The sequence below is a fragment of the Mesorhizobium waitakense genome (assembly GCF_056431085.1).
This window is the reverse complement of record NZ_JBWKME010000089.1, coordinates 25582-38746: the sequence shown is the minus strand read 5'-3', so window position 1 is coordinate 38746 and position 13165 is coordinate 25582. Positions and strand designations below refer to the sequence as shown.

General features: G+C 63.9%; 12 protein-coding genes. 7 read left to right on the top strand and 5 right to left on the bottom strand.

What is annotated here, in order from left to right; genetic code table 11:
• The first annotated feature begins 1 nt into the window (after position 1).
• Entirely contained in the window at positions 2-301 is a 300-nt protein-coding gene (locus AC07FD_RS18660; protein ID WP_095089283.1) for a GNAT family N-acetyltransferase, read from the top strand.
• A 153-nt stretch (positions 302-454) separates the two neighbouring features.
• Complete coding sequence (locus AC07FD_RS18655) at positions 455-1513, top strand: dipeptidase (RefSeq protein ID WP_478351049.1); 1059 nt, start codon at positions 455-457, stop codon at positions 1511-1513.
• Positions 1514-1519: 6 nt separating this feature from the next.
• Here the strand turns inward: AC07FD_RS18655 and AC07FD_RS18650 are convergent, their stop codons facing one another.
• Genes AC07FD_RS18650 through AC07FD_RS18635 form a run of 4 tightly spaced genes read right to left on the bottom strand, consistent with a single transcriptional unit; the run spans position 1520 to position 6202 of the window.
• Positions 1520-1765 (bottom strand): hypothetical protein, encoded by a 246-nt coding sequence (locus tag AC07FD_RS18650; protein WP_457153546.1) that lies wholly within the window; start codon positions 1763-1765, stop codon positions 1520-1522.
• 2 nt (positions 1766-1767) lie between these two features.
• Positions 1768-3027: an aminomethyl transferase family protein gene (locus AC07FD_RS18645; RefSeq protein ID WP_478351048.1), complete on the bottom strand. Its 1260-nt coding sequence runs from the start codon at positions 3025-3027 to the stop codon at positions 1768-1770.
• Positions 3028-3030: 3 nt separating this feature from the next.
• A complete protein-coding gene (locus AC07FD_RS18640) occupies positions 3031-4596 on the bottom strand; it encodes a phytoene desaturase family protein (protein WP_478351047.1) in 1566 nt (521 codons plus the stop codon).
• Positions 4583-6202, bottom strand: coding sequence for a phytoene desaturase family protein (locus AC07FD_RS18635; protein ID WP_478351046.1), 1620 nt, complete (start codon positions 6200-6202; stop codon positions 4583-4585). Before AC07FD_RS18635 ends, AC07FD_RS18640 begins: the two co-directional genes overlap by 14 nt.
• A 179-nt stretch (positions 6203-6381) precedes the next feature.
• Between AC07FD_RS18635 and AC07FD_RS18630 the strand changes: the two genes are divergently transcribed.
• The 5 genes from AC07FD_RS18630 to AC07FD_RS18610 all read left to right on the top strand — a co-directional run bounded on the left by AC07FD_RS18630 (position 6382) and on the right by AC07FD_RS18610 (position 12111).
• Positions 6382-7785 carry a GNAT family N-acetyltransferase gene (locus AC07FD_RS18630; protein ID WP_478351045.1) on the top strand — a complete coding sequence of 468 codons (1404 nt, stop codon included), beginning with the start codon at positions 6382-6384 and terminating at the stop codon, positions 7783-7785.
• A gap of 27 nt (positions 7786-7812) precedes the next feature.
• Positions 7813-8505: a transcriptional regulator BetI gene (betI, locus tag AC07FD_RS18625; RefSeq protein WP_478351044.1), complete on the top strand. Its 693-nt coding sequence runs from the start codon at positions 7813-7815 to the stop codon at positions 8503-8505.
• 25 nt (positions 8506-8530) lie between these two features.
• Positions 8531-9613 (top strand): ABC transporter substrate-binding protein, encoded by a 1083-nt coding sequence (locus tag AC07FD_RS18620; RefSeq protein WP_478351043.1) that lies wholly within the window; start codon positions 8531-8533, stop codon positions 9611-9613.
• 114 nt (positions 9614-9727) lie between these two features.
• Positions 9728-10804, top strand: a complete 1077-nt coding sequence (locus AC07FD_RS18615) for an extracellular solute-binding protein (protein WP_478351042.1) — start codon at positions 9728-9730, stop codon at positions 10802-10804.
• Positions 10801-12111, top strand: a complete 1311-nt coding sequence (locus AC07FD_RS18610) for a flavin monoamine oxidase family protein (protein ID WP_478351041.1) — start codon at positions 10801-10803, stop codon at positions 12109-12111. Before AC07FD_RS18615 ends, AC07FD_RS18610 begins: the two co-directional genes overlap by 4 nt.
• On the opposite strand, the gene AC07FD_RS18605 is transcribed toward AC07FD_RS18610, so the two are convergent.
• A complete protein-coding gene (locus AC07FD_RS18605) occupies positions 12075-13148 on the bottom strand; it encodes an ABC transporter ATP-binding protein (protein WP_478351076.1) in 1074 nt (357 codons plus the stop codon). The two genes, AC07FD_RS18610 and AC07FD_RS18605, sit on opposite strands and share 37 nt — an antisense overlap.
• Positions 13149-13165 lie beyond the last annotated feature (17 nt).

The window sequence follows — 13165 nt, the reverse complement described above, 5'->3', positions numbered from 1 at the left end:
GATGCCGGACCAACTGCCTGAAATCGAACTGGAAGATCGCGGTTCCAAGGGTCGCTACGTCCTGCGCGGGCCAGACGGCGCCGAGGCGGAGATGACCTTCACCAAGATCGGCGAGCACCAGATCATCATCGACCATACGGAAGTGCCGGACGTCTTCCGCGGCCAGGGTGCCGGGCTTCGGCTCGTCACCCGCGCCGTCGAGGATGCGCGCGCGGCGGGCAAGAAGATCATCCCGCTTTGCCCGTTCGCGAACGCCCAGTTCCGCCGCCACCACGAGTGGGCAGACGTGCTGAAGCAGTAGGATCGGCCGGCATTTCGTCGATCGGAACGGGCGCGACATCAGGCTGTCGTCCCGCTTCGATGGCTTTGGCATTTGCACGGGTAGCGCATCTTGCCTAAGTGGATATGATCTATCGCAGCCACCGCGCCGACAAACGAACCGAATGATCCCCCAATGACCGAAACCGACCTCGTTCCCGTCTTCGACGGCCACAACGACACGTTGCTCAGACTCTACCAGTCAAAAGACACGGACGTCGAAAAGCTGTTCATCGAGGGGAAATCGGGCGGTCATATCGACCTGCCGCGCGCGAAAGCCGGTGGCTTTGCCGGCGGCATGTTCGCCATCTTTCCGCCGCCTGTCGAGAAAACCAGGCGCAGCGCCGTGCCGTTGGCGCCGAGCGATGCCGAGCCGCTGCCGCCCGAGGTCCCACGCGCCGATGCGTTGACCTCGACGATAGCCATGGCCTCGATCCTGTTCAGGCTGGAGCGAGCCGGAGGGCTCACCGTCTGCCGCAGTGCCGGCGATGTCCGCAACGCCATGGCGCAAGGCTCGATCGCGGCGGTGTTCCACATCGAAGGGGTTGAGGCGATCGATCCCGAGCTCACAATGCTCGACGTGTTGCATGCCGCCGGCCTGCGCTCGCTCGGCATCGTCTGGAGCCGGCCGAACGCCTTCGGCCACGGCGTGCCGTTCCGCTTTCCGTCCTCGCCCGACACCGGCCCCGGGCTGACCGATGCCGGCAAGGCGCTGGTCAAGGCCTGCAACCAGCTGAAGATCATGATCGACCTGTCGCATCTCAACGAGAAGGGCTTTCGCGATGTCGCCGCGCTTAGCCACGCCCCGCTGGTCGCCACTCATTCCAACGTCCACGCGATCTGCGGCCATTCGCGCAACCTCACTGACTGGCAGCTCGGCGCGATCCGCGAATCCGGCGGCATGGTCGGGCTGAACTTCGCCACCGGATTCCTGCGTGAGGACGGCCGGATGAATGCCGACACCAGCCTCGACATCATGGTGCGCCATGTCGATTCGCTGCTGCAGGCGCTGGGCGAGGACGGTGTCGGCCTTGGCTCGGATTTCGACGGCGCCATGATCCCAGCCGTCATCGGCGATGTCGCCGGCCTACCGAAGCTGATCGATGCATTGGCGGCGCGCGGTTTCGGCCGCGCGCTGATCGAAAAGATCGCCTATCGCAACTGGCTCAGCATGCTGGAGAGAACCATCGGGTAGAAAGACCTATTCGAAACCCATGCGCTTGAGCCAGTCCTTGCCGACACCGCGATCGCGGATGATCGGCAGCGGATCTTCCGAATCGAGCCGCGCGCAGATGCGGTAGACTTCGAGCGTCTCGGCGCTCATCTCGCCGCCCTTGTAGAAGAACATGGCGGCGGCATAGCGCGTGCGGCCCGACCATTTCTCGCCGAGCGGCGTGTTGACCAGCTCCCATTGCTCGGCGGCTTCGAGTTCGGCTTCGTCGGTCATGGTCAGAAATCCGCCGGCGGATTGGCAGTGCGGCGGTCGAGCTTGATGAAGGGCCGCGCCACCACCTTGGCCCGCTTCATCAGCTTCTGATACTGCAGCTCGCGCATGGCGTAGATCTCGACCCAGAGGTCCTCGACCATGGTGTCACCATACGGCCGCGCCAGCGAGGCGATGGCGATGTTGCGCTTGGCCATTGGCGACCACATGGCGGCGCTGACCAGGCCGACCTCCTGGCTTTTCTTGTGGTAGACGATGGCGTGTTCGGCGGGGATGTTGCCTTCGATCTCCAGCCCGACCAGCACATGGCGCAGCTTGCGTCTGGCGCGAGCCTCGAGGATGGCGCGGCGCCCGTTGAAATGACCTTTCTCCAGATCGATCATGAAGCCGAGGCCGATCTCGTCCGGCATGCGCAGGCGATCGGCGCGGATGGCGTGCTCGGCGGTGGTGAAATCCGCATTGGCGACGATCAACCCGGCTTCGAGCCGGGCGCGATTGAGCGCGGTGTAGCCGATGGCGCGGATACCGCGCAGTTGGCCGGCCGTCATCAAACGGTCCCACAGGCTGAGCGCCCTGTCGGACGAGACGAACAGCTCGTAGCCGAGATCGCCGGTGAAGCCGGTGCGAGAAATGCCGACGGTTCCGCCATCATGCTGGAAATCGGCGAGGTCGAATATTTTCAGCTTCTCGACGCCGCTGAAGCCGGCATCACGCAGCACCGCAAACGAGGTCGGCCCTTGCAGCGAGAGCCCGGCTACAGCCTCCGTTTCCTCCGCGACGGTGACACCGAAGCCAATCGCGCTGTCGAGCAGCCATGGCAGATGCCGCTCCTGCGAGCACAGCCGGAAGCGTGTCGGCGACAACCGGAACAACGTGCCGTCATCGAGGACGAAGCCCTCGTCGTCGCACCACGCCGTGTAGTGGACACGGCCCGGTTTCAGCTTGGTGACATCGCGCAAGGTGACGCGGTCGAGGAAGGCTTCGGCGTCCGGTCCCTCGATCCGGTATTTGGTCATCGGCGAAATGTCGAACAGGGCGGCCTGGCTGCGGATGGCGAAGTATTCGAGTTCCTCGTCCCACAGCGAATGTGGCGCGCGGTAGCCGGCCCAATTGTACCAGTCCTGGGTTTTGGCCAGCGCGTCGATGCGCGGCTGGAACGGCGTGCCAAGCCGCAGCGTGCGGAAATGGTCCTGCGCGGCGATGCGGGCGGAAACAGCCGCGTTGACTGTCTTCGAGACGGGCTTCTTCCTGATTGCCTGGGCCATGGCTTACCCCTTCATCGCAATGATGCGCCGCGCGGCGTTGAGGCCGGGAGCGCCGGAGACGCCACCGCCGGGATGAGAGCCGGCTCCGGCCAGGAACAGCCCTTCGAGCGGTGTGTCATAGCCCGACCAGCCGGACACCGGTCGCGAGATCAGCATCTGGTCGGCCTGCAACTCGCCGTGGTGCCAGTGGCCGCCCGGCATGCGGTAGCGCGTTTCGATGTCGGCCGGCGTCAAAAGCTCGGCGTGCACCACGCTTTTGCCGATGCCAAGCGCATAGGCTTCGAGCCGGGCCATGATCGCCTTTAGGAATTTCGGCTTGCCGGCATCCCAACCCTCTTTCAGGGCGTAGGGCGCGTATTGCACCACCGCCGACAGCACACAGGCGCCGCTCGGCGCGAGCGACGGGTCGGGAAGGCTGGGCAGCGTTATCTCCATCACCGGCTCGGGCGAGAACTCGCCATACTTGGATGGGTTGAAGGCGCGCTCGACATGGTCGGGCGAGGGCGCGATCACCAGGCGGCCCTTGTGGCCGGCGGCATCAACGCCTGTGAATTGTGGTGGCCGGTCGAGCGCCAGATTGAGCTTGGCCGCATCGCCTTTCATGCGAATGTTCTTCACCTTGCGCACAAAGCCGGTATCGATCTGGCGCGGCCCGACAAGGTCGAGGAAGGTGGTCGCGGGATTGATGGCCGAGACGATCGTCCTGGCACGCAGCACCTCGCCATTGTCGAGCGCGACACCGACGGCGCGGCCGTTCTCGACGATGATCTTCGCCACCGGCGTCGACGTGCGGATGGTGACGCCGGCCTTTTCCGCCGCGGCTTGGATGGCAGCGACAACCGCGCCCATGCCGCCTTGCGGCAGTATCTGCGCGCCTGCCTTGCCGCCGGTCTCGCCGGCCAGCCGGTAGTAGAGGCCGAGCAATGAGGTCGGCGAGCGGGGGCCGAGATGGCTGCCCAGCGTCGCATCGAAAGCGAGCAGGCCTTTTAGCCGGTCGTCAGCCAACTGCTCGTCGAGCAGGTCGGCAACATTCATCAGCAGCACGCGCAGGAAGTCGCGCATGTCTTCCTTGCCGAGCTTCTTCAGCGCCAGCGCGGCCTGGCCGAGGGACGCGGTCTCGATCAGTGACATGCCGGCGAGATCGGGCGGGCGCCGGGAGAGGAACGGCTTCAATATACCGGCATAGCGCAGCAGCTGCGCGCGCAGCTCCTTCCAGGCCGACTGCTCGGACGAGCTGGCGCCTGTCAGCACCTCGCCATAGGCGCCATTCAGGACAAGCGGCGGGCCGTCCCTCGACAGCGCAACCGACGGCATGAAGTCGGCGCGCGCGAATTGCAGCCCGTGCTTGTCCAGGTCCAGCGCCTTGACCACATCGGGATGCAGCCGGTTCAGCAGATGGGCGATTGACGAGACACGAAAGCCCGGCGCGAATTCCTCGGTGCGCGCGGCGCCGCCGACTTCGCTTCCGGCTTCCAGCACCAGCACCTTGCGGCCGGCTTTCGCCAGCGCGGCCGCGGCGACGAGGCCGTTGTGGCCGCCGCCAATGACGATTGTGTCAGATGACGTCATGGGCAGCGCTCATGTGCGAGGTCGATTTGGCGAGGTCGCGCAAGATTTCCGCCGCGGCATTGCGGCCGGGCGCACCCATGACGCCGCCGCCGGGATGGGTCGAGGAGCCGCACATATAGAGGCCGCCGACCGGTGAGCGGTACTGCGCGTAACCCGGCACGGGCCGGTTGAACAAAAGCTGGTCGAAGGTCAGTTCACCCTGGAAGATGTTGCCTTCGGTGAGGCCGACCTCGGCTTCGATCTCGCGCGGCGTGCGCACTTCCATGTGAACGATGCGATCGCGAAAGCCCGGTGAATATTCCGCGATCTGCGAAATCACGCTCTCGGCAAAGCCGTCGCGGTCGGCATCGGTCCACTCGGCTCCTGCGATCTTGGGGGGCGCGTATTGCACGAAGCAGCTCATGAAGTGCTTGCCGGGCGGCGCCATGGTCGGGTCGAGGGTCGTTGGAATGACCATGTCGAGGAACGGATCGGCCGACCAGCGCCCGGCCTTCCAGTCGTCATAGGCGCGCTCCATGCGTTCCATCGAATCGGTGAAATGCATGTCGCCGCGATAGACCGGCGAATCCTTCGGCAGCGCCGGGAATTCCGGCAGCGAGTCGAGGGCGATATTGACCTTGCCGGACGAGCCGCGGATCTTGAAGTTCCTGACCCGGCGCAGGAAGACATCGGGCAGTTCCTTTTCCTCGACCAGCTTCAGGAAGGTGCGCTTCACGTCGGCATTGGAGACGACGAGCTTGCCATAAATCTCCTCGCCGCCGGCCAGCACAACGCCCTTGGCCTTGCCTCTGCCGACCAGCACATGGTCGACCTCGGCACCGGTGCGGATGGTGCCGCCCGACGCCTTGAACGACGCGGCCAGCGCCTTGGTGACCGCGCCCATGCCGCCGCGCGCATAACCCCAGGCGCCGACCGAGCCATCGACCTCGCCCATATAGTGATGCAGCAGCACGTAGGCGGTGCCTGGCGACATCGGCCCGAGCGCGGTGCCGATAATGCCGGACAAAGCGAAGTTCGCCTTGATGACGTCGGTCTCGAAATATTCGTCGAGGAACTCCGAGATCGACATGGTCCAGAAGCGCAGCGTCAGCGCCATTTCCTGGGCCGACTGGCCGGCGAATTTCTTGCCGAGATAGAGCAGTTCCCCGAGGTCGCGCGGCCGCAGGCTGGTCGGATCGGGTGCGGTGCGCATCAGAAGCGGCTGGATGAAGCGGCACTGCCGCGTCACGTCGCGGGCGTAGCGGTCATAGGCTTCGGCATCGCGCTTCGAGAAGCGGGCGAATTCGCGCCGGTGGGCATCGTGGACGCGGTAGTTGGCGAGGTAGTCACCGTCACGCGTGAACACCGCGCCGCCCTCATAGGAGATGACCTGCAGGCCGAAGCGCGGCAGTTCGAGGTCGCGCATGATCTCGGGGCGAAAAAGCGAGCAGACATAGGAGCAGTTGGAATAGAGGAAGCCCGGCGTCAATTCCCGGCTGGTGGCGGCACCGCCGACCCAGTCGTTCTTCTCGATCACCAGCACGTCGAGGCCGGCGCGCTGCAGATAGCAGGCGTTGACCAGGCCGTTGTGTCCGCCGCCGATGATGATCGCATCCCAAGCTTTCATTTTGGCCCAGTCTTCCCGTGCGACCCGCTCTTCATTTTTGCGTGATCTGTTCCCGAATGCGCGGAATTTGGCATGGCAAAGGCCAATCTGTCCAGATATTCTGAATGAATGTTCAACAAATGAGGTTGCAATTTCACCATGTTGAGCTACGCTTTGCAGGGAATTGGGAGTTGAATTTCGTGTCAGGCCGAAGAGGGGCCGTGGCCGAGCGGCCGCTGGCGAAGGTAAGATACCGCAAGGCCGAGGGGATGGATGCGGACCGGCTCGCCACCTTCGCAGCGCGTGTCTTCCGCGACACCTTCGCCCACACGGCGACGGTCGAGGACATGGATCGCTATGTCGACGAATCCTACGGTCCCGGGTTGCAGGCGGCCGAGATCGCCGATCACCGGACGACCATCCTGCTGGCCGAGGACCGATCCGCTCCGATCGAGGCCGGCGGACAGCATCCGATCGTCGGCTTCGCGCATCATCGAGAGGACGAGGAAGGGGAATTGGTTGAGCTGCAGCGCATCTATGTCGACCGGATCTGGCAGGGGACGGGCCTGGCGAAAGCTCTGCTGGACGAGGTCCTCGGCGCAGCCGGCAGGCTCGCTGCCCGCCGCGTCTGGCTTAATGTCTGGCATCGCAACGACCGCGCCATCGCTTTCTACGTCAAGCAGGGCTTCAGGAAGACCGGTAGGATGGAATTCGAATGGGGCGACGGCAGGGAGTTCGGCCATGTCATGGAATTCGATCGACTGACAGGTACACCTTCGCTTCCGAAAACTCCCCCTCTGCGCAGCAAAAGCCCGCCCATGCCCCATGACGAAGCCGAGTATGACGACACCGCCATCCGCTTCCTCGAGGCGCTGTGGGGTGATGGCTACCTGTCGCCCGGTGGGCCGGACGAGGTCGACCGGGTGGTCGAAGGGCTTTCGCTCAAAGGCAAGACGATCCTCGACATCGGCTGCGGCTCGGGCGGCATCACGCTGCATCTGGTCGAGCGCCATGGCGCTGCCCACGCCACCGGCTTCGATGTCGAACAGCCGGTGATCGAGACAGCTCGGCGCCGCGCCGCCGCGCGTGGGCTCGCGGATCGTGTCAGCTTCATCCAGGCGCCACCGGGCTCACTGCCTTTCGCCGACCATTCCTTCGATGTCGTCTTCTCCAAGGATGCGCTGCTGCATGTGCCCGACAAGGATGCCCTGTTCGCCGAAATCTTCCGCGTACTGAAGCCGGGCGGTGTCTTTGCCGCCTCCAACTGGATGATCTCGCATGACGGCGAACCGTCGCCCGAGATGAAGGCCTACGTCGCTGCGGAGGGCCTGTCCTTCGCCATGGCATCGCCCTCCCGCTATGCGCAGGCGATGCACCGGGCCGGCTTTGCCGATGTCACCGTCCGGGACCGCAATCCATGGTATCGCGATGTCGCGCGTGGCGAGTTGGAAAGGCTTAAAGGACCGCTCTATCCGATGGTCGCGGCCGTGGTCGGCGCCGCCTATGTCGACAAGAACATACGAACCTGGGAAGCCATGCAGAAGGTGCTTGACAGTGGCGAACACCGTCCCACTCATCTTCGCGGTCGGAAGCCGGTTGGATAGCCGGCGATGCTGGAGACCATCAGACCCATGAAGACGGCAGACGCCAGGGACACCCTCCTTGAACCAATGCGGAAAGCTGAATCCGAGAAGCGCGGACGCAAGGCCTCGAAGGAGGTCAGGCAGCTTCAGCTCATCGAGGCGACGATCGATTCACTGGCCAAGCGCGGCTATTCGGAGACGACGATGGCCGATGTCGCCGATGGCGCGGGCCTGTCGCGCGGCATCGTCAATTTCCATTTCGAGAGCAAGGAAAAGCTGCTCATCGCGACCTTGCAGCATATGTATGACGAGTACTCGGCGCATTGGCGCAATGCCCTGCAGAAGGCCGGCGATGATCCCGCCCGGCAACTCCAGGCGCTGGTCGCGGCCGATTTCGATCGCTCGGTCTGTAACAAGCGCAAGCTCGCCGCCTGGTGCGCCTTCTGGGGCGAGGCCAAGTCGCGGCCGACCTATCAGGCGCTGAGCAGTGCCCGCGACGCCGTCTACCAAAACATCTTCATCGACCTTTGCGCGGCGCTGAAGCAGAGCGGCGACTATGCCTATGAGCCGCAGGTCATGGCGCTGGCACTCAGTGCCATGACCGAAGGGTTGTGGCTGCGGTTGATGATGGGCACCGAGGACACCACCCGCGAAACCGCCTTGCAGGCGGCCAATGAATTCCTGTCGGCGGCATTCCCCAAACACTATCCGTGGAAGGCGGCCGGCGCGGCGAGACCATAAGAAAACCACAGAGGATGGAACAGCAATGAAGACACTGACAAGACGCCTGACACTGACCCTGGTGCTGGCCGGAACGCTGGCGGCGTCGGCCGCCGCACTTGCGGTCGCCTCCGACAAGGACTTGATCGTGTTCGACTGGTCCGGCTACGAAGACCCCAGCTTCCACCCGAAATATGTCGAGAAGAACGGCGACTCGCCGACCTTCGCCTTCTTCGGCGACGAAGACGAGGCGTTCGAGAAGGTTCGCTCCGGCTTCAAGGCCGACCTCGGCCATCCCTGCTCGCAGAGCGTGGTGAAATGGCGCGAGGCGGGCCTCTTGCAGCCGCTCGATACGTCGAAGATCACGGGCTGGAAGGACCTCAATCCCGGCATCATGGCGATGAAGGACCTTGCCACCACGCCGGACGGCAAGGCGTGGTTCATGCCTTGGGATTGGGGCAACACCCAACTCACCTACAACACCTCCAAGATCGACGCCAAGGACGTGCAGTCGCTGAAGGCCTTCGCCGACCCCAGGTTCAAAGGCAGGGTGTCGATCGGCGACAATGTCGACGACGCCTACGCGCTGGCCAGTCTGGCCATCGGCCTCAAGGACTGGACCAAGATGACCGACGACCAGTTCAAGCAGGCTTCGGATTTCCTGCGCCAGGTGCACAAGAACGTGCGCTCCTACTGGACCGACACCACCGACGTCGTGCAGTTGCTGAGCGGTGGCGAGGTCGACCTCGCCTGGGCATGGAATGACGCGACGGTACAGTCGGTGGCCGCCGGTGTGCCGATCAAATCCAAGAAGGACACCGACGAAGGCATCTCTACCTGGGTCTGCGGCTACGTGCTGTTCAAGGACGCACCCGGCAATATCGACAAGGCCTATGACTATCTGAACGCCGTCAACGATCCGGAGACCGCCAAGGTGCTTGTCAAGGACTGGGGCTATGGCCAGGCTAATGCCAAGGGCATGGCTGGCGTCGATCAGGCGGTGCTGAAGGAAAAGGGCTATGACGACGTGCAGAAATTCGTCGACAAGACGCTGTTCCAGTCGCCGGTTCCTTCCGAACTCAAGCTCAAGATGATCGCCGAATTCGAGAAGATCAAAGCCGGCTATTGAGCCTGTCTCGCCGGTCCGTCCGCCCGTCGACAAGGCGGGCGGGCGGGCTCGCCAAAGAAGCCGAATTCTCCTAACCTCACAGCCTCTTTTTCGCGACGGGGGAGTTTTCGAGCCATGAAGTCAGTGCTACGCCGCCTTGCCCTTGCCGCCGCGTGTTTGATCGGCGCAGGCTCCGTCCATGCCTTGGCGGAGGGTGGTGGCGACCTCGTGGTGTTCGACTGGTCGGGCTATGAAGATCCGCTGCTGCACCCCACCTACGCTGCCAAATACGGCGCCGAACCGACCTTCGCTTTCTTTGGTGACGAGGACGAAGCCTTCGAGAAGATGCGGGCAGGCTTCAAGGCCGACATTGCCCACCCCTGTTCGCAAAGCGTGGTCAAGTGGCGCGAGGCCGGCATGCTGCAGCCGCTCGACACCTCCAGGATTGCCGGCTGGAAGGACCTCAATCCCGGCATCATGGCGATGAAGGATCTCGCCACCACCGCCGACGGCAAGGCCTGGTTCATGCCGTTCGACTGGGGCAACACCTCGCTGCTCTACCGCACCGACAAGGTGACGGCTGAACAGGCGCAGTCGCTCAGGATTTTTGCCGATCCCAAGTATAGGGGCCGCGTCACCATCGGCGACAATGTCGACGACGCCTATGCGCTGGCGAGCCTCGTCATCGGCCTCAAGGACTGGACCAAGATGACCGATGCACAGTTCCAGGAGGCATCCGCCTTCCTGCGCGACGTGCACAAGAACATCCGCTTCTACTGGACCGACGACACCGACCTCAACCAGGCCTTTATCGGCAACGAGGTCGACCTCGTCTGGGGCTGGAACGAGACCTTCGTGACGCTGAAGGGGCAAGGCATGCCGATCGCCATGAACCGCGACACCAAGGAAGGCATTTCGACCTGGGTGTGCGGCTATGTGCTGATGAAGGATGCGCCGGGCAAGCTCGACGAAGCCTATGATTTCTTGAACTCCGTCAATGCACCCGCCGTGTCGGACTACTTGGTCAAGACCTTCGGGTATGGCCATGGCAATGGCGCCGGCATGGCGGCGATCGACCACAAGGTGCTGGTCGACCGCGGCTTCGACAATCTCGACAAATTCCTCGACAAGACGCTGTTCCAGCAGCCGGTGGCGCCGGAGCTCAAGCAGCGCATGGTCGCCGAGTTCGAGAAGATCAAGGCCGGCTATTGACGAGCGAACCGGAAAGAACCGACGTCGTCATCGTCGGTGCCGGCTTCACCGGCCTGTCGGCAGCGCTCGAGCTGAAGGCGGTCGGCATCGACTTCCGGCTGCTCGAAGCGCGTGACCGCGTCGGCGGGCGCGTCGAGTCCAGGCAGAATGGGCTTGGCGAGCGCGTCGACAGCGGCGGTCAGTTCCTGTGCGAGGACATGCCGGAGCTGATGGCCCTCGTCGCGGCGCGCGGCAAGACGCTGGTCGAGACTTATCTGGATGGCGACTTCGTCGCCCAACCGGCGATGTCTGCGAGGGAGGCGGAACGAACATATGCCGGCTCGATGGCGATCCGCGACCGCATGAATGCGATCTCGCCTGATGATCCGGCAATTGCCGGCCTGACCGTAGCCACATGGCTCGCTAGCCAGAACGATCCTGACGACACCAAGGCGGTGTTCCGCTCGATGATCGAAGGCCTGTGGTGTCAGGCTCTGGAAAAGCTGCCGTTGTGGCACCTGATCGACAATGACCGGCGCATCACCAACGAGGTGACGGAGCTGCAGTATTTCGTGCGCGATACCATGCATTCGCTGGCCGACGATCTGGCTCGCGATCTCGGCGACCGGCTGCGGTTGAGCAGAGCGGTTACGGGGATCGAACATGGGCCGGGAAGGGTCCGTCTCGCATCGGCGGCGGGCACCATCGAGGCGCGGACGGTGTTGATCGCCGTACCGCCGACGATGGCCGCGAAACTGGATTTTGCGCCGCCGTTGCCGGCTAGCCTGCAAAGAGCCCTGGCGGTCTGGCAAAGCGGCGCGGTGATCAAGGTGCTGGTTCGCTTTCCCACCGCCTTCTGGCGCGACCGCGGCCTGAGCGGCATGGTGATGTGGCGCGACCTGCCGGGGCTTTTTGCCTGTGATGTCAGCAAGGACGACGATGACGCGGCGCTGGTCGTCTTCGTCGGCGGGCCGCTCGCCTTGCGCTGGCGCGAATTCGGCGATGGGGCACTACGCGCCGAAATAGCGAAAAGACTGGTGGAGGCCTTGGGGCCCGAGGCGGCCGGCATCCTCGATCTCAGCTATCGCGACTGGACGGATGACCGCTGGAGCGGCGGCGCCTACAGCGATCTCATCATCAATGCGACGGCAACCGACGCCGAGCGCGCGCTTCTCACTGGCGCTGCGCCGGTGTATTTCGCCAGTTCAGAACTGTCGCCGTCATTTCCGGGCTATGTCGAAGGCGCCATCGTTGCCGGGCGCATCGCGGCGCGCAAGATCATGGCCGATCTTCAATCGGCCATCGCCACCAGCGCCTCGGGATCGTAGGCAAGGCGGATCGAGGTGCCGACGGGGATGTCGTCGGCGCCGAAATCGTTGGTCTCGGTCACTGACAGCGGCTTTTCCAGGCCCGGTATCTCGACGATCAAATGGGTGATCTCGCCGAAATAGTGGCGTTCAACGACTTTGCCTGCGACCTCGAACTTGGCCGTCGCGTTGTCCCACAGCACGCGCAGGCGTTCCGGCCGGATGCCGAGCGTGGCTGCGCCACCATTCCGCACGAAGGCCTTGGGCTTGTCGGTCTTGACGCGGCCGAAGCCCAGCGTGTCGACAACCAATGAGGCGCCATTCTCCTCGACGATCTCAGCCTTGACGAAGTTCATGCCGCCGAGGAAGTCGGCGACCTGGCGATTGACCGGCCGCTGGTAGATTTCCTTGGGCGAGGCGACCTGCGCGATTTTGCCGCCGAACATCACGGCGATGCGGTCGGACATGGCGAGCGCCTCATACTGGTCGTGGGTGACCAGCACGAAGGTGATGCCGACGGCCTGCTGCAGGCGGCGCAGCTCGACCTGCATCTGCTCGCGCAGTTTCTTGTCGAGCGCAGACAGCGGTTCGTCGAGCAACAGCACCTTGGGCCGCATGACCAGCGCACGGGCGAGCGCCACGCGCTGCCGCTGACCGCCGGAAAGCTCGGTTGCCAGACGCTTGCCGAGGCCGGTCAGCGACACCTGCGCCAGCGCTTCCTCGACGCGGCGTTTCTCCTCGCCGCCCTGCAGCTTGAGCCGCTTCAGCCCATAGGCAACGTTCTGCTCGACATTGAGATGCGGGAAGATCGCATAGCTCTGGAAGACCATATTAGTCGGCCGGCGATTGGCCGGGATGCCTTCCATCGACTGGCCGCCGACCGCGATCGAGCCGCTGGTCGGATTGTCGAAGCCGGCGATCATGCGCAGCAGCGTGGTCTTGCCGCAACCGGACGGACCGAGCAGCGAAAAGAATTCGCCCTCTTTGATGGTCAATGAGGCGTCGTCGAGCGCCTTGAACGCGCCATAGCTGCGGGTGACGTTGCGGATCTCGATCATTGGCCTATCGGACTGGG